The following is a 22,641-nucleotide window of genomic DNA, read 5'->3' on the forward strand; positions in this document are numbered from 1 at the left end:
GGCTGGAAGCATGATCGAAACCGCACGATTCCTCGTCGTCTCAGACGAGTGGCTGCCGCGCGAGTGGATGCCGGGGGTGGCGACATCCGTCGTCGTGGTGCTCGCCGTGATCGCTGCCCTCGCGGCGATCCTGTTCATCTCGAGCCTGATCTCGATCCTCGCTTCGCCGCGCTACACCGGCGGCGGCAAGCTGCTGTGGATCATCGGGATCTTCGTCTTCCCGATCGCCGGCCCGCTCGTCTGGTGGCTCGGTGGCCGCAAGGCTCGCATCCGCACCGACCGCGTGTGACCGGAAGCGCCCCTGCAGGTCGTCAGACGATGGCGACGGCGTGACCCGAGACCGTGATGCCCCCTGAGACGGGGATCTCGACAGTCAACTCCCCCGGTCGGCCGACGTGTGCGCCCTGCTCGATGACCACGACCGCGGGAGCGTCGACGGCCCCGAGCGAGCGCAGGTAGGCCCCGAACGACGCCGCAGCCGACCCCGTCGCCGGGTCCTCCGTGATCCGACCGACGGGGAAGAGGTTGCGCGCTTGGAAACGATCGGATGCCGCGCGGAACGCAACGGTGATGGTGGCGGGCCACCCTCGGTCGTCGAGCAGCGCACGAACCGCGTCGGGGTCGAACGAGAAGTCGTCGAAGGTCTTCTGCTCTGCCAGCACGATGACCGGATGCGTGTTGCCCGTGTTCGCGAGCCGCGGCGGCAGCTCGGGGTCGAGGTCGGCCCGCGTGAGGCCGAGCAGATCGAGAATCGCCTCGAGATCGGCGTCGTCGAGGTCGCGGACCGATGGCTCGATGCTGGTGAAGGAGGCACGGATGCCGTCGCCGTCGCGCGAGACCGCGATCGACACGACGCCGACGGGGGTATCGAAACGAACCGCGCCGTCTGCGGCGACCTGGCCTCGCTCGGCGAGCGCGACCGCTGTGGCCACCGTGGCATGGCCGCAGAACGGAACCTCGGCGATGGGCGAGAAGTAGCGGACCGAGCGCGCACCGTCGACGGTCGTGCCGGTGACGAAGGCCGTCTCGGCGTAGTCGACATCGGCCGCGATGCGCTGCATGGCGCTGGCGTCGAGTGCGCCGGCATCCAGGACCACGCCGGCGGGATTCCCACCTTCGGGTCGCGTGCTGAACGCGGTGTATCGCAAGACCTCGGGCGTACTCATCCGTTCAGGCTACGCCCGCGCGTCGGTGGCACGCCGAAGTTGCCGACGACGCGGCGACGCTCAGCGCTCGGGCGACGGGGCGAGCCGGTACAGCACCTGCGGACGGCCGCGTTTGCCGTAGCGATGCGAGAGATGGATGACGCCGGTGTCGACCAGGTGCGTCAGGTAGCGGTTCGCGGTAGCGCGAGAGATGCCGCAGGCCGCGGCCACCTCGGCTCCCGTGAGCGCGACGACCGGGTCGAGGGCGGCGACGACCTGCGCGAGCGTCGGCGCAGCGAGGCCCTTCGGCAGGCCGGCGTGGTCACCACCGCCCGTCATCCGTCCCTCCCCCCGGTGCGATCCGGATGCCGCGACCGGCGCGGTTCGGATGGTGCCGGTCGACAGCAGCCGGTCGATCTCGCCCTGAGCCAGAAGCGCGTCACGGTCGCCGCTGACGATCCGCTCGCGGTCGGCGGCATAGCGTTCGAGTCGCTCGCTCAGTGCGGCCTGCGTGAAGGGCTTGACGAGGTAGCCGACGACCCGCGCAGCGAGAGCCTGACGCACGGTGGTCTGATCCTGCGACGAGCTGATGACCAGCACGTCGGGTCCGTCGTCGCCGAGCGTGCGCAGCCGGTGGAGCACCTCGATGCCGCTGATGCCGGGCAGCCGCATATCGAGCAGGATCAGGTCGACCCCGGACCGGCTGTGCTCGAGAGCCGCCTCGCCGGTACCCGCGGTGGCGACGACGACGAAGCCGGGGGTGTCGGAGACGAATCCCGCGTGGAGGGCGCGCGCACCGCGGTCGTCATCGACGACGAGGACCCGGATCGGTCCGGTCATCGCGCAGCCTCCAGCTCGAAGGCGAATCGCGCTCCCCCGAGCGCCGATCTCCCGACCTCGACCGAGCCCGATCGGGCCGTGACGATTCGGCGTACGACATCCAGTCCTAAGCCTCGACCGAGGCCCGTCGTGTCGGTCTTGGAGGAGTAACCGGGCGCGAAGATACGGCGGGCGACGCGCGGCTCGACACCCGGGCCGTCGTCGTCGACCGAGCCCACGATGCGGGACCCCCGGCGGCCCAGCTCGCAGATCACATTCGCCGCGCCCGCCTCCGCCGCGTTGCGGCACAGGTTCGACACCACCGACACGACCCCCTCGTCGATGTCATCATCGATGTCGAGGTCGAAGCGCACCCGAGCCCCGAGCTCGTGCAGCTCGGCACGCACGGTCGGGATCATCGCGGCGAGCACGGGCTGGTCGTCGCGGGCCCCGTCATCGCCGGCGCCGAGGGGGCGGCGCACGCTCGCGATCTCTTCGATGTATCCGCGAGCCTCGTCGGTGTCGCCGCGGGACAGGAGGCCGTGGATGACGTGCAGCCGGGTGCTGAACTCGTGCGACTGCTCGCGGAGAGCCGTCGTCGTCCGCCGCATCTGCGCGTGCTCCGCGGCGATGACATCCAGCCGGCGGAACCGGCGCTCCACCGCGGCGGTCAGGATCGAGCTCGCGAGCGTCGCGACGACGAGCGCACCAATCGCCCAGGGCAGCAGGGCGCCGACGGCCTCGTCGAGCTCGCCGGCGATCTGCGACTCGAGCACACCTACAGCCACCATCCCGATGGGCGTTCCGTCGGGCCCGCGCACCGGGACCTTCGCGCGCAGCGACGGCCCCGAGGCGCCGACCTCCGTGCCGACGAACGTCTCGCCCGCGAGCACGGAGGCGTTGGCGGTCTCGACCTGCACGCCGCGTTCGGACGCCAGAGGGTGGGTGATCCGGACGCCCTCGTCGTCGGTGATGACGACGTAATAGACACCCGCGGCTCCACCGACAAGCTCCGCGATCGGCTGCAGGACCGCGGTCGCATCGGCCAGGTCGGCCGCATCCGCCAGGTCGGTCGACGACCCGGCTCCCGTGGCTCCGGCCACGGCCTCGCGCACCTCCGGAAGGTCGGCGAGGCTCGAGGCCACCTCGAGCACGCGTTCGGTCGTCGCCTCTCGGATCGTGCGCTCCTGCGCCGCGAGAGCGATGGCCACGGTGGCCGACAGCGCCGCGAGCGTCACGACCGACGGGAGCACGAGCAGCACGAGGCGCGCGGCAGACGCTCTCACCGTGAACGGCATCCTGTCCACTTCCTCGTGCGATCGGACGCTGTCGGGCCGTGCCCGTGCGCATCTATGAGAACAAATCCCGCCACGCTCGGGGGCGGCTCAGCGAAGTGCCATCCTAATTCGATCTCGCGGAGACGACGATGTCCGCGCGAATGGAGTGATCATGACGCATAGCGCGACAGACGCCGGCGCGCGCCCGGCGCACCGTGGCCGCACGCTCGCGGCCCGCATCATCGGGGGCGCCGTCGCGGCGGCGGCCATCACGACCGCTGCGGTCGGCTCGGTCACCTCGGCCGCCACCGGCCAGGAGATCAACGCCTCGATGACGATCATCGCCCCCGCGGCCGCCGGCGGCGGCTGGGACGGCGTGGCCCGCGAGCTGCAGCAGGCGCAGAAGGCCAACGGCCTCGTCAACAACGTGCAGGTGGTGAACATGCCGGGCGCGGGCGGGACGATCGCGCTCGGCAACGTCTCGGTGCTCGACGGTCAACCGCGCAACATGCTCGTCGGCGGCACCGGACTGCTCGCGGCGACGATCCAGTTCGACTCAGCCGCCAAGCTCAGCGACGTGACTCCGCTCGCGGTCGTCGTCGAGGAGTACGACGTCATCGTCGTGCCGGCCGACTCGCCGTACGAGACTCTCGACGACCTCGTGAACGCCTGGCGCGAGAACCCGAAGTCGATTCCGTGGACGGGCGGCGGATCGTTCGATCAGCTCGTGGTCACCGACCTGGCCCTCGCCGCGGGCATCGACCCCGTCGACACGACCTACATCTCGTCCGACGGCGGTGGTGAGGCCATCCAGGCGCTCCTCAACGGCACCACGAAAGCGGCCGCCGGCGGCTACCCCGACAACATCGATCAGATCGAGGCGGGCCGGCTGCGGGCGCTCGCGCTCGTCGCGAAGGAACCGATCGACGGCATCGACATCCCCACCGCCGCTGAGCAGGGCTACGACATCTCGCTGTCGAACTGGCGCATGCTCGCGGCGCCCTCGGGGCTCGATGAGGCCGACGTGACCGCTCTGACCGAGCTCGTGCTCGACTCTGTCGCCACCCCGGAGTGGCAGGACGCGATCGAGCGCTACCGCTGGACCGAGCGGATCATCACCGGAGACGAGCTGACCGCCTTCCTCGACGACGAGGAAGAGCGCATCACGAACCTGTACGAGGAGATGGGACTATGACGTTCCCCCCGAACCCGACCGCAACCTCGGCCGTCGTCGGCGATCGCTTGCGGCTCGTCTCGGGCCCCGGCATCGCCGCCCTGCTCAAGGGGCTGACGATGCCGGTGATCATCGCCGCATTCGCCACCTATCTGCTGGTGGGGATCTTCACGATGAAGGTGCCGGCGAACGCCGTGTTCCCCGGTCCCCAGTTCTTCCCCGCGATCATCGCCGGAGGGCTCTACATCTTCGCGGCCGCGCTCGTCGTGTCGGCGGTGAAGGAGATGCGCGAGACGAGCGCGGCACAGCCCGACATCGCAGCGGTCAGCGCCGACGTCATCGGCGGCGACGAAGCGGATGCCGAATCCGACGGCTCCGCTCCCGCCCGGGCCGTCCGGGTGGACGTGCGTTCGCTGCTGTGGGTCGTCCTGTCGTTCCTCGGCTTCGCCTTCCTGCTCGAGGTCCTGGGGTGGATCATCGCGGCAGGTCTCCTCTTCTGGTGCGTCGCGCGCGCCTTCGGCTCGACGAGGCATCTCGGCGGACTCGTCGTCGGGCTCACGGTGAGCTCGATCGCCTACATCGGTTTCGACATGGTGCTCGGGATGCCGCTCCCCTCCGGCATCCTCGGAGGGTTCTGACATGGATGTGCTTCAGCTTCTCGGCGAGGGCTTCGCCGGTGCACTGACCCCCGCCAACCTGCTCTGGGTGCTCATCGGCTGCCTGCTGGGCACCGCGGTCGGCGTTCTCCCCGGACTCGGCTCCTCGATGGCAGTCGCCCTGCTGCTGCCGATCACGTTCTCGCTCGATCCGACGGCCGCCTTCATCATGTTCGCGGGCGTGTACTTCGGCGGGCTGTTCGGCGACTCGACCATGGGCATCCTCATGAACACGCCCGGCCAGGCCTCGGCGATCGCGTCGACCTTCGAGGGCCACAAGATGGCGCTCAACGGACGCGCGGCCCAGGCGCTGGCGACCGCAGCCATCGGCGCGTTCATCGGCGGCTTCGTGGCGTCGATCGTCGTGGTCTTCGTCGCTCCGGCCCTCGCGGACTTCTCGAGCAGGTTCGGCCCCGCCGAGTTCTTCGCGCTCGCGGTCTTCGCGTTCGCGGCGACGTCGTCGGTCGTCACCGACAACGTCGTCAAGGGCCTCACCGCCCTGTTCATCGGCCTCGGCATCGCCGTGATCGGCATCGACGGAGTCTCAGGCGCTCCGCGCTTCACGATGGACTCCCCCCACCTGTTCGACGGCATCTCCCTCGTCACGGTGACGGTCGCGATCCTCGCCCTCGGTGAGGTCATCTACGTCGCCTGCCTCGAACGGCATACCTCGAACAAAGCGCTCATCAAGCCGACGGGGCGCCCGTGGCTCTCGCGCCGCGAGCTGAAGGAAGCCGCACCCGCCTGGGCACGCGGCACCGCGATCGGTCTACCGTTCGGCGTCGTGCCCGCCGGCGGTTCGGAGATCCCGACCTTCCTCGCCTACGGCCTGGAGAAGCGACTCGATGCGCGGCGCAAGAACCCGCAGTTCGGCAAGGGCGCCATCCGTGGTCTCGCCGCTCCGGAGGCCGCCGGCAACTCCACGACGGGTATGGCGATGGGTGCGCTGCTCGCGCTCGGGCTGCCGATCTCGGCGACGGCCGCGATCATGCTGGCGGCCTTCCGCCAGTACGGCCTGCAGCCCGGTCCGCTGCTGTTCGACCGGGCACCCGACCTGGTGTGGTCCCTGCTGGCGAGCTTCTTCATCGCGATGGTCGTGCTGCTCATCCTGAACCTCCCGTTCGCGATGCTGTGGGCGAAGCTGCTGCTGATCCCGCGCCCGTACCTCTACGCGGGGATCACGGTGTTCTGCGGCCTGGGTATCTACGCGACCTCGGGCTCGACGTTCGACCTGCTCATGCTGCTGGGCATCGGACTGCTCGGGTTCCTCATGCGCGCGCTCGACTTCCCGCTCGCGCCGCTGATCATCGGCATGGTGCTGGGGCCACTAGCCGAGACGAGCCTGCGCGACGCGGCGATGAGCTCCAATGGCGACTTCTCCGTGCTCGTCCAGAGCCCGATCACGATCGTGCTCTACGCGCTCCTCGCGCTCGTGCTGATCGTCTCGGTGCGGGGCCGCGTCGTCGCCCACAAGCGCGAGAAGCAGCTCGTGAAGAGCTGATCGAACACGGCACGGACGGGTAAGGGCGGATGCCGCAGCACGCGGCATCCGCCCCTCCTCCGTCTTCCCGACGATCAGGCCGAGGCGAGCAGTCGATCCGCCGTGCGCAGTGACAGCGCCATCTGCGTCAGTCCCGGATTCGCCGACAGCGCGCTCGGGAACGTCGAGTTGTCGCAGATCCACATGTTGGGGATGTCGTAAGACCGACCCTCCGGATCGACGACGCCGTCACCGGGATCGCTGCTCATGCGACACGTGCCCATCGTGTGGGCTGTCCGCGCGAGCACGCGCGTCTCGCGTGCGCCGGCAGCGTCAAGGATCCGCGTCATGATCCCCACGGCGTGGTCGTCGATCGCTTTCTCGTTCGGCCCGGGCGAGAAGCTGATCTCCGCGCGCGGGATACCCCACTCGTCGGTCTCGTCCGAGAGGATCAGCCGATTGTCGTCGGACGGGAGGCACTCGCCGTTGATCCCGATGCCCGCGGAGAACTGCCAGGCGTCGAGAGCGTCCATCAGGTCCTGACCCCACAGCGACCCGCCGCGCACGAGCGACGTCGCGTAGGTCAGCGGCATGACCCCGAGGCTCTGAATGAGGTAGCCGCCCGCGAAATCGACGCCCTCGGGCCGCACGAAGTCCTCCGTGATCGCCGCAGACGGATAGCCGCGGTAGCCGCGGATGCTCTCGTCGAAGCGGCCCCACACCTGCACCGCGCCGTGAGCGAGGAAGTTTCGACCCACCTGACCGCTCGAGTTCGCGAGCCCGGTGTTGAGCAGAAGCCGCGGCGTCTCGATGCCCCCGCCGGCGAGAACCAGAGCAGCGCAGCGCTGCCGGTACTCGACGCCCTCGTGCAGGTAGACGACGCCGGTCACCCGGCCCGCGGCATCCTGTTCGATGCGATGCACCATCGAGTCCGGGCGGATTTCGGCTCCGTGAGCGACTGCGACGGGCAGATAGGTGATGGCTGTCGTCGCCTTGTACCCGAACCGGTCGCCCTGATGGATACCGCCGACGTCGATGCTCGCTTTACGCAGGCCGTAGTGCGGCTGGTCGCGATCGCTGGTGATGATGGCGGCCGGAGCGTCCGTCGCGGTGATCCCCAGACGTTCGCACCCCTGCAGCACGAGATCGGCCGGCGCATTACGGCGGGTCGGACCGTCGAGGTACTCGCGCTGCGGATCCCACGGGTAGGGAGTCGGACCGCTGACGCCGATGACCCGCTCGACCTCGACGATGTACCGGATGAGCTCGTCGTAGTCGATCGGCCAGTCGTGTCCCTGCCCCGTCTCGCTGTGCAACGAGAGGTCGCGGCGGTCCGGGCGCGGGGTGAACGCACCCCAGTGCAGCGTCCCGCCGCCGACGCCCCAGCCGCTGTTGTTCGGGCCGAAGGCTGTGGGGGTGTCGCCGCCGCTGAACCGGTCGGACATCCAGTTGATCCGCGTCGCCTCGCGCTCATCGGGGGTGAACTCGTCCATCTCGAGGTTCGGTCCGGCCTCCAGCGCGACGACCCGCAGTCCGCGCTCGGCAAGCCTGCTGAGCAACGGCCCGCCGCCGGCTCCGGTCCCGACGACGACGACATCCACGACCTCGTCGAGGTCGTATCGGCGCATTCCGGAGAGGTTCATGCGGTGCGTCCTTTCGCGGCGCCGAGGCGTCCGAGCTCTTCGGGTTCCCATTCCTCGCGCTCGCCCGCGGCCAGCACGAGGTAGCCGGCGGGCTCCGGCCCCGTTCCGCCGGTCGCGAAGCCGGTGTAGCCGACACGTGCGAGCGACGCCGGGTGCGACAGCCAGACGCGGGCGAGGTCGTTACGGGCGTCCTCGAACCACAGGCTCAGCTGATCGGGCGTGAGGACCGTGCCGGAGGGGGCTTCGCCATCGATCACCTGACGGATGACAGCATCCTGGGCGGCAGGTCCGCGCATCCAGATGGCGGCGAGCGCGTCGAGCCCGGCGCGATAGGCCTCGACGTCGGACGACATGCCGGTGGGACGCCAGCCGTCGCTCTCCTCCGCTTCGATCATGCGGTCGAGGCGGGCAGCGAGATCGATCGTCGCTCCAGCGCCCTGCGGGACGATACGGCGCGCGACGTCGCGCAGGAGCCCCAGCTGCGCGGGGGTGAGGGCCGTCGGACGATAGGCCGGGTCGTCGGCGAGCGCACGTCGGGCGAGAGTGGCGCGCATGGCGGCGTCCGTCCGCGACGACGCGATGATTCGCGCCCACGCCTCGGGAACGCGCGGACCCCACGCGGCGATGTCCGCCGCGAGGTCGCGCACCGACGCCCCGACGTCCTCCGTCGCGGCCGCGGGCACCTCGTGCTCTCGGATGCCGTCGGGGATCACCGTCCCCTCGAGCACGACCCCGGCAAGCCCGAAGACGCCGAGCGCGCCGTCGAGGATCCGCTCGACGAGATCTTCCGCGAGCCTGTGATCGTCGTAGCCGGCCACGAGGATCCACGGTGTGGTGATCTCGGCGTGGGCGATCTCCTCGATCAGAGCATCGGCGCCGAGAGCCGGGTCGACCGTGATCTGCCGGAACGCGTCGGCGGAATCGTCCGAAGCGTCATCGAGCTGCGGTACGTCTCCCCGGAGCGAGACGACCGCGAATGCGTTGTCGCTCACGGGGTGACCATGCCCCCGTTGACGTTGAGCGTCTCACCCGAGACGTAGCTCGACTCGGCCGACGCGAGGAAGACGAACGCAGGAGCGATCTCGGCCGGCTGGCCGGCGCGCTGGTAGGTGCTCTCGTCGTCGAAGGCCCGCATCTGCTCGTCCGAGACGCCATCGCTCACCTGGAGCGCCGACCACGTCGGACCGGGGGCGACGACGTTGACCCGGATGCCGCGCGGCGCGAGCTGCTGTGCGAGCCCCTTCGAGAGATTGTTGATCGCGGCCTTCGTCGCGGCATAGTCGACCCGGTCGGGTGCCGGCTTGTACGCCTCCAGCGAGGCGGTGTTGATGATCGAGGCGCCCGCCGGAAGATGGGCCAGAGCCGCCTTCGTGATCCAGAAGTTCGCGAAGACGTTCGTGTGGAAGGTCTCGGCGAACTGCTCGTCGGTCAGGTCTTCGAGCCGTTCGACCGCGACCTGCTTTCCCGCATTGTTGACCAGGATGTCGATGCCCCCGAGGAAGTCAGCGGCCTCCGCCACGAGCGCACGGCAGGCCTCGGCCGTCGAGATGTCAGCGGCGATGGCATGCCCGCGCACGCCGGCGTCGGCGATGAGGCCGAGGATGCGGTCGGCGTCGCGCTGCTCGGCAGGCAGGTGGACGATCACGACGTCGGCGCCCTCGCGGGCGAAAGCGATCGCCGTCGCACCGCCGATGCCGGAGTCCCCGCCGGTGATGAGGGCTTTGCGACCGAACAGGCGCCCCGAACCGCGGTACGTCTGCTCGCCCAGGTCGGGAACCGGCTGCATGTCGGCCTGGATGCCCGGCTCGGGCTGGTGCTGGACGGCCGGCTCGACCCGGTCGTATCGGGTCACCGGGTTGTCGAAGGTGTACTGATCGCTGTGCTCCACGGGCTCACGGTAGGTCTCGGCCGAAACTCGGCGCGAACGCTTGCCAAAAGTCAAGGAGTGGGCGTAAAGCGGATCACCAGCCGACGCCCTGCGGACCCGCCTCGCGGCGTCAGGGCTGCAGCGACCCCGTGACGAGCGCGATCGCCGTGCCCACAGCGTCCGCCGCGCCGGCGGCATCCACGCGCGCGAGGGCGAAGGCCGACACGACCAACCCCGTGCACGCGTCCGCCAGGGTCGCGACCTGAGCACCGTCGAGGTCGGAGCGGCGGGCGGCGACACCGCGACCGAAGGCTGAGCGCAATTCGGATCGGTACCCGGCGATCACGTGCGCGACGGCTTCGTCGCGCCCGATGGGCGCCGCTGCCGTGTTCACGAGCAGGCACCCGCTCGACGCCGGAAGCGAAGCGGGCTGCTTGAGGGCGGTTCGCAGGCCGAGGAGGTACTCCTCCAGCGCGCCCGGGGCGACCTCATCGACGGTCAGAGGCGACAGTCGGGGCCGGATGATCTCGTCGAGGTAGCTCTCGACCGCGGCGTCGAAAAGGCCGCGCTTGGAGCCGAATGCGTGATAGATGCTCGATCGGTTGAGGCCGGTGACGCGCTCGAGCTCGGGCAACGGTGCGCCTTCGTAGCCCTGCTCCCAGAAGACGCTCCGCGCCGCGCGAACGACGTCGTCGCGGTCGTAGCTCTGCGTTCGGCCCATGCGCCGCGCCCCCTTTTGTGTATCGGTCAGTTCAGTATATATTGAACCAAGCGATACAGAAACTGCGGTGTCCACCGCCGGAAGGGAACAGCTCATGATCTTCGTCGGTCTTGCGCTCGCGGGCCTCGCAGCGCTCATCCACGTCTTCATCTTCTACCTCGAGTCCATCGCCTGGACGAGCGAGCGGGCACGCAAGACGTTCGGCACCGGAACGGTCGCGCAGGCCGAGACGCAGAAGGCGCTCGCCTTCAACCAGGGCTTCTACAACCTCTTCCTGGCGATCACGGTGTTCATCGGCATCGCATTCGTCATCGCCGGGAACGTCCCGGTCGGTGCGACCCTCGTCTTCACCGGAGCAGGTTCCATGGTCGCGGCCAGCCTCGTGCTCATCCTCTCCGACCACTCCAAGGCCTCCGCCGCCCTCAAGCAGGGCGTGATCCCCGCCTTCGGCGTCATCGCACTCGCGCTCGGCCTCGCGATCTGACCCGGCGCCCATCCGCGCCGCCCTCTCGTCCGCGACTCCGACCGAGCCCGCGGCATCCGTTACCGACCCCTCACGAAGGAGAAACATGACCCACGCAACGAGCACCCAGATCCGTCTGGCCCGCCGCCCCCAGGGCTGGCCGACGCCCGACGACTTCTCGATCGAGCGCGTCGAGCTGAGCGAGCCCGCGCCGGGCGAGGTGCGCGTGGCGAACGAGTTCGTCTCCGTCGACCCGTACATGCGCGGGCGCATGAACGACGTCCGCAGCTACGTCGCGCCCTACGCGCTCGGAGACGTGATCGCCGGCGGCGCGATCGGCCGCGTCGTGGCGAGCGCCTCGGACGACCTGCCCGTGGGAACGGTCGTGCTGCATCAGCACGGGTGGTCGGATGTCGTCCAGGCCGATGCTTCGACGTTCCGCGCCGTCCCCGAGGTGCCGGGCCTGCCGCTGTCGGTGCGCCTGCACATCCTCGGCATGACCGGCCTGACCGCTTACGTCGGACTCACGGCCATCGCGCACATGAAGCCGGGCGACACCGTGTTCGTCTCGGGAGCGGCCGGAGCGGTCGGCACCGCCGTCGGTCAGATCGCCAAGCTGCTCGGAGCAGGCCGGGTCATCGGCTCGGCCGGCTCTGCGGAGAAGGTCGCGCTGCTCACCGAGAAGTACGGCTACGACGCAGCCTTCAACTACAAGGACGCGCCTGTCCGCGAGCAGCTCGCCGCGCACGCCCCCGACGGCGTCGACGTGTTCTTCGACAACGTGGGCGGCGACCACCTCGAGGCCGCGCTCGACGTCATGAACGCCGGCGGACGCCTGGCGCTCTGCGGCGCGATCACGGGGTACAACACCACCGAGAAGACGCCCGGGCCCGACAACATGGCCAACATGATCACCCGTGGTCTCACCGCGACCGGCTTCACGCTCGCCGCCTACCTGCACCTCGCGCCGGAGTTCACCGAGAAGATGAGCGCCTGGTTCGCCGAGGGGAAGATCGCCTACGACGAGACCATCGTCGACGGCATCGAGAACACCGTCGAGGCCTTCCTGTCGATGATGCGCGGCGCCAACACCGGCAAGATGCTCGTGCGAACCTCCGCGCGGTAAGCCCTGACCCGACCGAAAAGGCGGTGACGCTTCGCGCGTCACCGCCTTTCGCTTCGGCTCGACGACGGACGAAGCCGTCACTCCCGCAGGTGCAGGCTGCCGTCTCGCCAGTCGGCGGAGCGAAGGTCGTCGATCCGGGCGTCGACAACGGCGGAACCGAGGTGGTCCCCCACACCGACGACCCATCCCGCTCCGGCGGCGCGGGCCGAACGCACGCCGGCCTCGGCGTCCTCGAACACGACGCATCGCGCGATGTCGACGCCGAGCAGCGCGGCGCCGGCGAGGTAGGGCTCGGCGTCGGGCTTGCCGTGACCGACGTCCTCCGCCGACACGAGCGCGGACGGGACGGGATGCCCCGCGGCCGCGAGCCGCCGGCGCGCCAGCTCGCGCGTGGCCGAGGTCACGACGGCCCACGACCCCGACGGGATACGTGAGGTGAGGGCGACCGAGCCGGCGATCGGCGCCGTCAGCGCGGCGGATGCGGCCTCCGCCTCATCGAGAGCGGCGACGGCCTCGTCACGCAGGCCCGCCGCCACAAGCGTCGCGACGGTGTCGGCGGCGCGCACCCCGTGCTCGATCTGCGTGCGGAAGTCGAAGCCCGGGGCGTACCGCTTCGCCCAGGCGTCCCAGGCGGTGGCGGCGGCCTCGAGCGAGTCGACGAGCACTCCGTCGCAGTCGAACAGCACGGCGCGTGGGGTGATTGTGGTCACAGGATGCTCCAGGGAGGACGATGCCCGCCGGGGCGGACCCCGGCGGGCATCGGTTCGGTTCAGCGGGACGTGGCTGCGGGGGCCGCGGGCGCGTCGGCCTCGGCTTCAGCCACCTTGCGCCGGTCGCGACCGCGCAGGGCGAAGGTCGTGCCGTAGAGCGCGACGAGGGCGACGGCGAGCGCGACGATGACGGCGATCTGGCCGCCGGCACCGGAGACGCCGCCGAGGATCAGGCCGAACACGCCGTAGTCCGAGTCGGAGAAGGTCGAGTTCGAGAACCCGATGTCACCGAGGACCGGCAGCAGGAACAGCGGCAGGAAGGTGATCGCCACGCCGTTGGCGAAGGCTCCGAGGACGGCGCCCCGGCGACCGCCGACGGCGTTGCCGATGACGCCCGAGGCGGCACCCGTCATGAAGTGCGCCACGACGCCGGGGATGATGATCGCCGTGCCGAGCGCGGCCATCCCGAGCATGCCGACGATGCCGCCGACGAAGCTCGCGAGGAACCCGATGAGCACCGCGTTCGGGGCGAAGGGGAAGACGATCGGCACGTCGAGCGCGGGCTTGGCGTTCCTGACGAGCTTCTCGGAGATGCCCTTGAAGGCGGGCACGATCTCGGCGAGCACGACGCGCACGCCGGCGAGGATGATGAAGACGCCGGCCGAGAACGTCGCGGCCTGCAGAGCGAGGAACACGATGAAGTTCTGTCCGTTCGACAGCTCCCCCTCGATGTACGCGGCTCCCGCGAACAGTCCGACGATGATGTAGATCACGGCCATCGAGAGTGCGACGATCACGGTCGTGTCGCGGAGAAAGCCGAGCCCGCTGGGGAATGAGATCTCCTCGGTCGACTTCGAACCGCCCTTGCCCCGGGTGATCAGGGCGACGAGACCGCTGAGGGCGACGCCGGCGCCGCCGGTGTGCCCGAGGGCGACGTCGTCGCTGCCGGTCACGCGGCGCATGAACGGCTGGACGAGAGCAGGCGAGACCACCATGTAGATGCCCTGCGCGATCGAACCCCAGAGGACGACAGCCCACGGCTCGAATCCGGCGACACCGAGGATGACGGCGAACATGGCCGCGATGTAGAACGCGACGTGACCCGACAGGTAGATGTACTTGAAGCGCGTGGTCGCCGCCAGCACGATGTTGACGATCATGCCGAAGAAGAAGATGAGCGCGGCGGCGGAGCCGTAATCGAGCAGCACCTGGGCGACGATCGCCTCGTTGTTGGGGACGACGCCCTGCACGTTGAACGCGTGCTGGAACATCGCACCGAACGGATCGAGCGAGCCGACCACGACGCCGGCGCCGGCGGCCAGCACGAGGAAGCCGACCAGGGTGCGGATCGTGCCTTTGAGGACGTCGCTGAACGACTTCCCCTGCACGGCGAGACCGATCAGGGCGATGAGCGCGACGATGACCGCCGGCTGGGTGAAGATGTCGAGCAGGACATCGATGACAGCATCCATCGCGGATGCTCCTTTCGTCGGTGAAAGCGTCGGGTGGAGGGCGGGAGGGTCGGGTCAGGAGTGCCGCTTGACGGCCTCGTCGACCTTCGTCCGGAGCTCCGCGAGGTCGATGATGCTGTCGAGCGCGACGACGTCGTCGCCGAGGCCGCTCGCGGCCTCCGCGATGTCGCGGCCGACGAAGATGGTGTCGGCGTCGCCCCGGGCGACCGAGCCGAGGTCGGCGTGATCGACGGTGATGCCGGAGACTCCCAGCTCCTTCAGCACCTTCTCGATGTTCATGTGCACCATGAAGCTGCTGCCGAGGCCGGAGCTGCAGACGGCGAGGAACTTGGTCATTGGTTGACTCCTGTCATGAGGGCCGCGCGGACGTCGGCGGTGGTTCGGGCGGAGAGCAGAACCGCACGGGCGCGGTCGTCGCTGAGCAGTCGGGCGAGCTCCGACATCGTCGAGAGATGCGACTCGGTGTCGGTCGCCGCCAGGCAGAAGAAGAGGGTGATGGGGTGGGCCTCTTCGTCGTTGAGCAGGACGGCGGGGTCTACCCAGAGCGCGGAGAGCCCCGTGCGCACGACACCCTTCTCGGGGCGGGTGTGGGCCAGCGCGATGCCGAACCCGAGATCGATGTAGGTGCCGCCGGCGGCGATCGACTCGATCATCGCGTCGATGTACGACCGCGTGATGGAGCCGTCGCCGAGAAGCGGTCGGCTGACCGTCTCGATGGCCGCGCGCCATCCGTCGAGGTCGGTCGCGAACTGGATGCGGTCGTCGCTGAGCTGTTCGATGAGCATGGGGGTCCTTCCGGTCAGACGCCGGGCCGAGGGCCGTGGAGCGTGAGGGAGATCTCGCTGTTCTCCGGAGCGTGGCGTGCCGTGCCGAAGGCGACCGGCGTGCCGTCGGCGTCGAACACGAGGGAATCGATGGTGAGCAGCCGCAGGCCGGCGCTCACCCCGAGGTTCAGCGCCACGTCCGGCGCTGCCTCGTCGACGCGCACCGTCATGTCGTTGCGGACGAGGCTGACTCCGTACTGCTCCTGCAGGAAGGCGTACAGCGACTGGTCCGAGAAGTCACCGGTGTACACCCCGGGGTACCGGGCGTGCGGAACCCACGTGAACACGTGCTGGTGGAGCTGGCCGTTGACGTAGCGCAGACGGACGAGCTCGACCACGCCCTCCCCCTCCTCGAGTTCGAGGAGGCGGGCCACCTGCGCACCGGCGGGCACGAGCTCCTGACGGAGCACGCGGGTCGTGACGACGTTGCCCGCGCTCGTCTGCTGACGGTGGAACCCGGTGACGACGTCGGCGAAGTGCTCCGGGTAGTGATCGCCCGCAACCGGCTCGGTGACGAACGTGCCGCGGCCGTGCTCGCGAGCGAGCCATCCGTCCTGCACGAGCCCGTCGACGGCCTTGCGCAGGGTGATGCGGCTCACCTCGAACTCCTCGCACAGCTCGGGCTCGGACGGCAGCCGGTCACCGACGGCCATCTCGCGGATGCGTCGCAGGAGTTCGTCGTGGACGGTCCGGTACTTCGCGGTTCCGGCTGCTGTCACCATTGGTCGCCTCCTTGCTGACTCGCGTCATCATGACGTCATGACTAATCCGAGCTCGATCATGCCCGAAACCCGGCTTTCCCGCAAGATTGCGTCACAAAGTCGTTATGACATCATGATGACTATGGAGAACCTGATCTCGACGCCCGCCGCACCGGCCACCATCCCGGACACCACCGAAGCCACCGATCACGACGTCGTCGTCGCCGCCCGCCTGCTCGCTGCGGATGCCGTGGAGGCCGCTCGCTCCGGACACCCGGGCACCGCGATCGCCCTCGCGCCGATCGCGACCGCGCTCTTCCAACGGCACATCGAGCACGACCCCGCCGACCCGCAGTGGCAGGGTCGTGATCGCTTCGTGCTGTCATGCGGGCACGCGAGCATCCTGCTGTACACGCAGCTCTTCCTCACCGGGTACGACGTCACCATCGATGACCTCCGCGCCTTCCGCACGCTCGGCTCGCGCACTCCCGGCCACCCCGAACTCGGGCACACCGCCGGGGTCGAGACGACGACCGGGCCGCTCGGACAGGGCCTCGCCACCGCCGTCGGCATGGCCATGGGCATGCTGCACGAGCGGGCGACCTTCGACCCCGACGCCCCGCGGGGCGCATCGCCCTTCGACCGGCACGTGTGGGTGCTCGCCTCCGATGGTGACCTGCAGGAGGGCATCTCTTACGAAGCCGGGGCCCTCGCGGGCCGTCATGGACTCGACAACCTCACCGTGGTGTACGACGACAACGACATCCAGATCGAGGGCGACACGCGCCTGACATCGTCGGAGGACGTGGGCGCCCGCTTCCGCGCCCAGGGGTGGCACGTCGAACGGATCGAGCTGGCCGCAAGCGGCGACGTCGACGTCGACGAGCTCGACCGCGTCCTGGGCGCACCGAACCCCGTCGGCAAGCCGCGCCTGGTCATCCTGAAGTCGCAGATCGCGTATCCCTCGCCCGGAGCCCTCAACACCGCGGCATCCCACGGCGCCCCGCTGGGGGCCGCCGAGATCGGACTGCTGCGCGAGGCGCTCGGCACGCAGGCTGCGCCCTTCGACGTGAGCGAGGCGGTCCTGCGCCGTTCGCGCGTCGCTCGAGCGCGCGGTGCGCGTCTGCACGCGGAATGGGACGAGGCGTTCTCACGGTGGCAGGCATCGGATGCCGGTCGAGCCGACGCGCACGCCGCGTTCCGGGCACGCCGCCTGCCCGATGATCTCGACACGCGACTCCCCCGCTTCGACCCCGGCACGGAGGTGTCGACGCGCGACGCCTCCGGTGCCGCCATCCAGGCCCTCGCGCAGGCGCTGCCCGCGATGTGGGGCGGATCGGCCGATCTCGCCGAGCCCAACCGCACCGAGATCCACGCGGGCGGATCGTTCCTGCCCGAGGAGACGGCCCTGGGAACGCGAGCGGGCCGCAACATCCACTGGGGCGTCCGTGAGCACGCGATGGGTGCCGCGATGAACGGCATCGCCCTCGCCGGCGGTTGGCGCGTCTTCGCCGGCACGTTCCTGGTGTTCAGCGACTACCAGCGCCCCGCGATCCGCCTGTCGGCGCTCATGGGACTTCCGGTGACCTACCTGTGGTCGCACGATTCGGTCGCGCTGGGTCAGGACGGCCCCACCCATCAGCCGATCGAGCACCTGGCGAGCCTGCGCGCGATGCCCGGCTTCACCGTGGTTCGCCCAGCCGACGCGAACGAGACCGTAGCGGCATGGCAGGCGATCGTCGAGGCGGACTCCCCCGCCGGGCTCGTGCTGGGCCGGCAGGGCGTGCCGGTGCTCGACATTCCGATCGCTGACGTGCGCGCCGGGGTCCGCCGCGGCGGCTACGTCGTGCGCGACGTCGTCGCTCCGGACGCCGTCATCATCGCGACCGGGAGCGAGGTCGCCCTCGCGCTGTCGGCCGCCGAGACGGCCGCAGCATCCGGGCTCGCGATCCGGGTCGTGTCGATGCCGAGCCGCGAGTGGTTCCTGGCTCAGGACGCGGCCTACCGCGACGCGGTCCTGCCGCCGTCGCTCCACGCGCGAGTCGCGGTCGAGGCGGCGTCGCCGTTCGGCTGGCACGAGATCGTGGGCTCGTCGGGCGCCGTGGTCGGCATCGACGAGTTCGGGCTCTCCGCTCCGGCGGCAGACGCTCTGCGCGAGCGCGGCATGACGGAGGAGCGCGTTCTCGACGCCCTCCGCTCCGTCACCGCCCGGAGCTGATCGACCTCATCCCTCGACCCGACCGAAAAGGCGGTGACGCTCCGCGCGTCACCGCCTTTCGCGTCGGCTCGACGACGGTCAGCGCCCCGGCGTCGCGACGGGGGCCGGGCGGCGGACGAAGAATGTCAGCACCACCGCCGCCGAGGCGATGCATGCGCCGGTGACGAACGCCGTGTGGACCCCCGTGGCGGTCGCGGCGATCACATCGACGCCGTCAGCGACAGCCGATACAGCACCGACCGACATCAGGGTCACGAACAGAGCGGTTCCGGCGGCACCGGCGACCTGCTGCAGCGTGCTCACCGTCGCACTGCCGTGGGAGTACAGCCGCGCCGGCAGCGAGCCCAGCGCCGAGGTGAGCAGCGGCGTGAACACGCAGCCGAGGCCGAGGTTGAGGGCCATGTGGACCGCGATGATCCAGGCGATCGGGGTTCCGACGCCGAACGTCGTCATGCCCCACAGCGCGGAGGCCGCGACGATCATGCCCGGGATGACCAGCGGGGTCGGGCCGAACCGGTCGAACAGCGCGCCGACCACGGGAGCGATGAGCCCCATGAGCACGCCGCCGGGCAGCAGCATCAGGCCCACGGTCAGGGTGTCGAGACCGAGCACCTGCTGCAGGTACAGCGGCAGCAGGATGAGCGATCCGAAGAGGGCCGACATCACGACCACGACCAGCACGACGGCGAGGCTGAACGACCGCGACTGGAAGGTCCGCAGGTCGAGCAGGGCCGCATCGGTGCGCTGGAGCTTGAGCTGACGCACCACGAAGGCCGCCAGCGACAGGGCACCGACGACGAGGGGTATCCACACCGGGACCGGCGCGTGGCCGGTCGCCGACTCTCCGATCGAGCTCAACCCGAAGATCAGCCCGCCGAAGCCGAGAGCGGAGAGCACGACGGATCCGACGTCGAAGCGCGCCTCGCGCGTCTCAGTGACGTTCTGCACCCAGATCGCGCCGAGGCCGAGCGCCAGCAGCGCGATCGGGAGGACGAGCCAGAACATCCAGCGCCAGTCGAGCACCGACAGGATCAGACCCGAGACGGTCGGGCCGATCGCCGGCGCGACGGCGATGACGATGCTGATGACGCCCATCATGCGACCCCGGCGGGCGGGTTCGACGACATTCAAGACGGTGGTCATCAGCAGCGGCATCATGATGGCGGTGCCCGAGGCCTGCACGACGCGGCCGGTGAGCAGCATCCCGAAGCCCGGCGCGAGCGCCGCGATCAGCGTGCCCGCAGCGAACAGCGACATCGCGGTGAAGAAGACGCTGCGGATCGGGAAGCGTGCGAGCACGTAGCCCGTCAGAGGGATGACGACGGCCATCGTCAGGAGGAATCCGGTGGTCAGCCACTGCGCGGTCGCGGCGGTGATCTGCAGGTCGACCATGAGCCGCGGCAGCGCGACACCCATGATCGTCTCGTTGAGGATGACCACGAACGCCGAGGCGACGAGCAGTGCGATGACGGGGCCGGTGCGCACAGTCGTCGCGCGGGAGGCAGGAGGCGTCGGGATGGCTGAGGTATCGGGATGCTGCTGCTCAAGTGTCACTGACTGATTATATGGCAGTCTCTGCCACATTGGCGCTGTGCGACACTGAGGTCATGCACCGCGACGGCGAGAACGACGCCCCGATCATCGAGGAGCATCCCGCGGGTCTGCGCGAACGACGACGCCAGGAGACCCAGCGCGAGCTGTCGGATGCCGCGCTCGACCTCTTCGAGCAGCACGGTGTGCATGGCACCACGGTGGACGACATCGCACGCCGCGCCGGCACGTCGCAGCGCACCTTCTTCCGCTACTTCGCGACGAAGGAGGCAGCCGTGTTCGCCAGCGCCGACGACTCGGCGCGCGTCGTGGGCGACGCCATCGACGCCGTGCGCGCGGGAGCGTCCGTCGTCGAAGGGATCGAACGCAGCTGGCTGAAGCTCCTCGACCGCTTCGACGCGCATCCCGACGAGCACATCCGCGCGCTGCGCATCCGCCGTCTCGTCGGCTCGGAGCCGTCGCTGCTGGCCGTCGCGCTGCGCAATGAGGCCGAAGAGGTCGAGCAGCTCACCGACGCCGCCGTCGACGCGGCGGGCGCCGACGCCGATGTGCTCGCCGCTCGCGCGGCCGTTTCGACGATGGCCCTCGTCCTCCGGCTCACGATCGACGAGTGGGTCCGGCGTGCCGAGCTCAACGAGCGCGCGAGCGTCCGCCAGATCTACCTCGAGATGCGCCGAGGCGTCGCGACGGTCGCCCGCGACCTCGAGGCCGATCCCCCGCACCACGGCTGACCGAGGTCCCATTTCGGCCGGAAAAACCGGCGGTGGACCCGACCTAAGTGGGACCTCGCAGGGTGGAGTCGGAGCTCAGGCGCGTACGCGCTGAGGCGACGCCGGGCCGCGGGCGCGTCGTCGCGGCGAGCGCGCATTGCGGCGCGCAGACGCCGGCCGGGCCGCTTCGGCGACGGCTGCAGCAGCCGCGTCGGGCGAGGCGTGGGTGCCGAGATCGGCGCCGTGGCCGCTCTCGGCGTCGAAGGTCGCCGGTGCCGAACCGGTGGTCACGAATCCGGCGTACTGGCCGTCGAGGGTCGCGACGAAGAAGTCGGCGTCCGCCTGTCGCCAGACGAGCGCGGGCGCGGAAGAAGAAAGAGTTGAAAGCACGATGTCCTGAGAATGAGCGCGCACAGCATGATGCGCGGAAGAAGAAGGGAGCTGGATGAACCAGTGATCGCGTCGGACGATCTGCTCGACAGTGAGCCAGGCGAACGACACACGAGCCCCGAAGGGACGTTTCAACGCTAGCACGCCCCCGATGAGCGGGGGCCGGACGGGGTCAACCGCTCCACCGCCCGGCCAGCTCGCGGAGCCTGACGATCGCCGCGGCGACGAAGTCGGGGTGCGCCCGGTACCACTCGGCGTGAGCTTCGGCGACGAGTGCCGGATCGACCTCGACCCCGTCGACGATCCACGAGCGACGCGGTGCATCGGGCAGCCCCCAGGCGTCGACCACCCAGTCCTCGAGCGGGGCCCACACGGCGTTCAGCAGGGGCCTCCCCGGGTCGGTCGGGCCGCCGGGCAGGCCGAGCGCCGACAGCACGCGCTCCGCCAGGGGCATCCATACGCCGTTGCCCGGATGGTTGATCGTGCGCATGACCTCGGCGGAGGTAGGCCGCAGCAGGTCTGACGCAGCGACGTCGATCGCCTCCTCCCGGCGACGCAGCTCGGCGAGGGAGTCGCTCTCAACCTGGTGCACAGCCCGGCGGTCGAGCAGCGGAAGCGCAGGGAGCCCCGCCGCCGCTGCGAGGGTGCGGATGTCGTGGTACGCCACGATCGGCGGCACCTCTTCGATCCCGTCCACGTGCAGCGCAGCCTGGAACGGATGCAGGCCCGCGTAGCGGACGACCGGGAAGGTCACGAGGCGGGCGGTCGGGGCGAGGGATGCCGCCAGCTGGCGGGTTCCCAGGCGCAGGCCGTGGTAGTCGTCCCGCACGGGCTGAGCCACGAGGAAGGATGCCCGGGGCAGCAGCTCGTGCAGGCGCTCGACGTCGGCGGCATCCATCTCGTGAACGGGAGGAACCCGAACCGTCGGACGGTCGGGGGCGTCGAGCACGATGCGCATCGATTCGGCCTGGCAGTTGCCGACGACGAGCCCGAAGCCCTCCGGCGGCTCGACACCCCGGAACGGGGAGGGGGCGTGGTGCATCCCTCTACTGTGGCCATCGGCCTCGACGGACGCCGGTGTTTGCGGTCAGCCCGCCCGATGCGCTATCGCCGAACGCGCCCGGTGACGACGCACGCCGTCACGATTGGCGCACCGAACCGAGCAGTAGCGCTGCCGACCGTTCCGGGTCACGTCGACCACGACGTTGCGGCACGGATCTCCGGCGACGCGGCCCGCGGCGCACCGCGACAGCCTCTCCATCCCCCGCGTCGTCACGTGGAGGGCCGTACCGACCGCGATGACCGCACGAAGCACCTGAGGCAGACGCTGGTCGTCGTCGCGGTAGTGGAGGTGCCACTCGCCGTCGTGGTCGGTGAGCCGGGGGTACGCCGTCGCTGCGGCCATGAGTCGGTTGAGCAGCGTGGCGCGCTGCGCTGCCGACTCGGCATCGACGACCTCGAGCCAGGAATCGATGACCGCACGGGTCGCATCGAGGTCGGACGGAGCCGCCGGGGCGTAGATCGCGGTCATCCCGAACTCGTATGTGCGCTCGACGATCGCATCTCGATCGCTCGGCCAGTCGTTGGCCAGCGAGGCGGCGAGCAGGACCGCGTACTCGCCGTAAGGGTTGAGCTGCATAACGGCATTACATCACGATCGAATCATGTCACCCTCCTCCCCCGCATCGCCCGTC

Annotated in this window: 24 protein-coding genes; 8 read left to right on the forward strand and 16 right to left on the reverse strand. The window is 69.9% G+C overall.

Annotated elements, in window-relative coordinates; all coding sequences use genetic code 11:
• Positions 1-10: 10 nt before the first annotated feature.
• Positions 11-289 (forward strand): PLDc N-terminal domain-containing protein, encoded by a 279-nt coding sequence (locus DO944_RS10685; RefSeq protein WP_220118335.1) that lies wholly within the window; start codon positions 11-13, stop codon positions 287-289.
• Positions 290-311: 22 nt separating this feature from the next.
• On the opposite strand, the gene DO944_RS10690 is transcribed toward DO944_RS10685, so the two are convergent.
• The 3 genes from DO944_RS10690 to DO944_RS10700 are packed head-to-tail and all read right to left on the reverse strand — an operon-like array spanning position 312 to position 3,250.
• Positions 312-1,166 (reverse strand): PhzF family phenazine biosynthesis protein, encoded by an 855-nt coding sequence (locus DO944_RS10690; RefSeq protein WP_112617159.1) that lies wholly within the window; start codon positions 1,164-1,166, stop codon positions 312-314.
• Positions 1,167-1,226: 60 nt separating this feature from the next.
• The gene (locus tag DO944_RS10695; RefSeq protein ID WP_112617160.1) at positions 1,227-1,985 is read right to left on the reverse strand and encodes a response regulator; all 759 of its coding nucleotides are present in this window, start codon (positions 1,983-1,985) and stop codon (positions 1,227-1,229) included.
• Positions 1,982-3,250: an ATP-binding protein gene (locus tag DO944_RS10700; RefSeq protein ID WP_258524678.1), complete on the reverse strand. Its 1,269-nt coding sequence runs from the start codon at positions 3,248-3,250 to the stop codon at positions 1,982-1,984. The genes DO944_RS10695 and DO944_RS10700 overlap by 4 nt, the downstream gene beginning before the upstream one ends.
• A gap of 163 nt (positions 3,251-3,413) precedes the next feature.
• Between DO944_RS10700 and DO944_RS10705 the strand changes: the two genes are divergently transcribed.
• The 3 genes from DO944_RS10705 to DO944_RS10715 are packed head-to-tail and all read left to right on the forward strand — an operon-like array spanning position 3,414 to position 6,572.
• A complete protein-coding gene (locus DO944_RS10705) occupies positions 3,414-4,436 on the forward strand; it encodes a tripartite tricarboxylate transporter substrate binding protein (RefSeq protein ID WP_112617557.1) in 1,023 nt (340 codons plus the stop codon).
• Entirely contained in the window at positions 4,433-5,053 is a 621-nt protein-coding gene (locus DO944_RS10710; protein WP_112617161.1) for a tripartite tricarboxylate transporter TctB family protein, read from the forward strand. Before DO944_RS10705 ends, DO944_RS10710 begins: the two co-directional genes overlap by 4 nt.
• A gap of 1 nt (position 5,054) precedes the next feature.
• Complete coding sequence (locus DO944_RS10715) at positions 5,055-6,572, forward strand: tripartite tricarboxylate transporter permease (RefSeq protein ID WP_112617162.1); 1,518 nt, start codon at positions 5,055-5,057, stop codon at positions 6,570-6,572.
• 74 nt (positions 6,573-6,646) lie between these two features.
• Here DO944_RS10715 and DO944_RS10720 read toward each other — a convergent pair whose 3' ends face one another.
• The 4 genes from DO944_RS10720 to DO944_RS10735 form a co-directional block, all read right to left on the reverse strand.
• The gene (locus DO944_RS10720) at positions 6,647-8,194 is read right to left on the reverse strand and encodes a GMC family oxidoreductase (protein WP_112617163.1); all 1,548 of its coding nucleotides are present in this window, start codon (positions 8,192-8,194) and stop codon (positions 6,647-6,649) included.
• Positions 8,191-9,186, reverse strand: coding sequence for a hypothetical protein (locus DO944_RS10725; RefSeq protein ID WP_112617164.1), 996 nt, complete (start codon positions 9,184-9,186; stop codon positions 8,191-8,193). The genes DO944_RS10720 and DO944_RS10725 overlap by 4 nt, the downstream gene beginning before the upstream one ends.
• Positions 9,183-10,082 (reverse strand): SDR family oxidoreductase, encoded by a 900-nt coding sequence (locus DO944_RS10730; protein ID WP_112617165.1) that lies wholly within the window; start codon positions 10,080-10,082, stop codon positions 9,183-9,185. The genes DO944_RS10725 and DO944_RS10730 overlap by 4 nt, the downstream gene beginning before the upstream one ends.
• A gap of 109 nt (positions 10,083-10,191) precedes the next feature.
• Positions 10,192-10,782 carry a TetR/AcrR family transcriptional regulator gene (locus tag DO944_RS10735; protein ID WP_112617166.1) on the reverse strand — a complete coding sequence of 197 codons (591 nt, stop codon included), beginning with the start codon at positions 10,780-10,782 and terminating at the stop codon, positions 10,192-10,194.
• Between the two features lie 94 nt (positions 10,783-10,876).
• Between DO944_RS10735 and DO944_RS10740 the strand changes: the two genes are divergently transcribed.
• Together DO944_RS10740 and DO944_RS10745 are read left to right on the forward strand one after the other, a co-directional pair.
• A complete protein-coding gene (locus tag DO944_RS10740; RefSeq protein ID WP_112617167.1) occupies positions 10,877-11,266 on the forward strand; it encodes a DUF1304 domain-containing protein in 390 nt (129 codons plus the stop codon).
• Positions 11,267-11,351: 85 nt separating this feature from the next.
• Positions 11,352-12,371 (forward strand): NADP-dependent oxidoreductase, encoded by a 1,020-nt coding sequence (locus tag DO944_RS10745; RefSeq protein ID WP_112617168.1) that lies wholly within the window; start codon positions 11,352-11,354, stop codon positions 12,369-12,371.
• Positions 12,372-12,448: 77 nt separating this feature from the next.
• Here the strand turns inward: DO944_RS10745 and DO944_RS10750 are convergent, their stop codons facing one another.
• From DO944_RS10750 to DO944_RS10770, 5 genes are read right to left on the reverse strand one after another with little or no spacing between them, the layout of a single operon-like run.
• Positions 12,449-13,081: an HAD-IA family hydrolase gene (locus tag DO944_RS10750; RefSeq protein WP_181574217.1), complete on the reverse strand. Its 633-nt coding sequence runs from the start codon at positions 13,079-13,081 to the stop codon at positions 12,449-12,451.
• A 59-nt stretch (positions 13,082-13,140) separates the two neighbouring features.
• Positions 13,141-14,553: a PTS ascorbate transporter subunit IIC gene (locus DO944_RS10755; protein WP_112617170.1), complete on the reverse strand. Its 1,413-nt coding sequence runs from the start codon at positions 14,551-14,553 to the stop codon at positions 13,141-13,143.
• Positions 14,554-14,607: 54 nt separating this feature from the next.
• The gene (locus DO944_RS10760) at positions 14,608-14,889 is read right to left on the reverse strand and encodes a PTS sugar transporter subunit IIB (RefSeq protein WP_023954969.1); all 282 of its coding nucleotides are present in this window, start codon (positions 14,887-14,889) and stop codon (positions 14,608-14,610) included.
• The gene (locus DO944_RS10765) at positions 14,886-15,338 is read right to left on the reverse strand and encodes a PTS sugar transporter subunit IIA (RefSeq protein WP_112617171.1); all 453 of its coding nucleotides are present in this window, start codon (positions 15,336-15,338) and stop codon (positions 14,886-14,888) included. The genes DO944_RS10760 and DO944_RS10765 overlap by 4 nt, the downstream gene beginning before the upstream one ends.
• A 14-nt stretch (positions 15,339-15,352) precedes the next feature.
• Complete coding sequence (locus DO944_RS10770) at positions 15,353-16,099, reverse strand: GntR family transcriptional regulator (RefSeq protein WP_112617172.1); 747 nt, start codon at positions 16,097-16,099, stop codon at positions 15,353-15,355.
• A gap of 121 nt (positions 16,100-16,220) precedes the next feature.
• On the opposite strand from DO944_RS10770, the gene tkt reads away from it, so the two are divergent.
• Entirely contained in the window at positions 16,221-18,296 is a 2,076-nt protein-coding gene (tkt, locus tag DO944_RS10775) for a transketolase (protein WP_112617173.1), read from the forward strand.
• A gap of 78 nt (positions 18,297-18,374) precedes the next feature.
• Here tkt and DO944_RS10780 read toward each other — a convergent pair whose 3' ends face one another.
• Positions 18,375-19,880, reverse strand: a complete 1,506-nt coding sequence (locus DO944_RS10780) for a DHA2 family efflux MFS transporter permease subunit (RefSeq protein ID WP_112617174.1) — start codon at positions 19,878-19,880, stop codon at positions 18,375-18,377.
• 23 nt (positions 19,881-19,903) lie between these two features.
• On the opposite strand from DO944_RS10780, the gene DO944_RS10785 reads away from it, so the two are divergent.
• On the forward strand, positions 19,904-20,578 hold the full coding sequence (locus tag DO944_RS10785) for a TetR family transcriptional regulator (protein ID WP_112617175.1): 675 nt from the start codon (positions 19,904-19,906) through the stop codon (positions 20,576-20,578).
• Positions 20,579-20,653: 75 nt separating this feature from the next.
• Here DO944_RS10785 and DO944_RS10790 read toward each other — a convergent pair whose 3' ends face one another.
• From DO944_RS10790 to DO944_RS10800, 3 genes are all read right to left on the reverse strand, one after another.
• The gene (locus DO944_RS10790; RefSeq protein ID WP_146752034.1) at positions 20,654-20,947 is read right to left on the reverse strand and encodes a hypothetical protein; all 294 of its coding nucleotides are present in this window, start codon (positions 20,945-20,947) and stop codon (positions 20,654-20,656) included.
• 172 nt (positions 20,948-21,119) lie between these two features.
• On the reverse strand, positions 21,120-21,989 hold the full coding sequence (locus DO944_RS10795) for a WcbI family polysaccharide biosynthesis putative acetyltransferase (protein ID WP_112617177.1): 870 nt from the start codon (positions 21,987-21,989) through the stop codon (positions 21,120-21,122).
• Between the two features lie 45 nt (positions 21,990-22,034).
• A complete protein-coding gene (locus tag DO944_RS10800; protein ID WP_112617178.1) occupies positions 22,035-22,586 on the reverse strand; it encodes a CGNR zinc finger domain-containing protein in 552 nt (183 codons plus the stop codon).
• Between the last annotated feature and the right edge of the window lie 55 nt (positions 22,587-22,641).

This window comes from Microbacterium sp. SMR1 (assembly GCF_003289625.1).
GTDB classification, from domain to species: domain Bacteria; phylum Actinomycetota; class Actinomycetes; order Actinomycetales; family Microbacteriaceae; genus Microbacterium; species Microbacterium plantarum.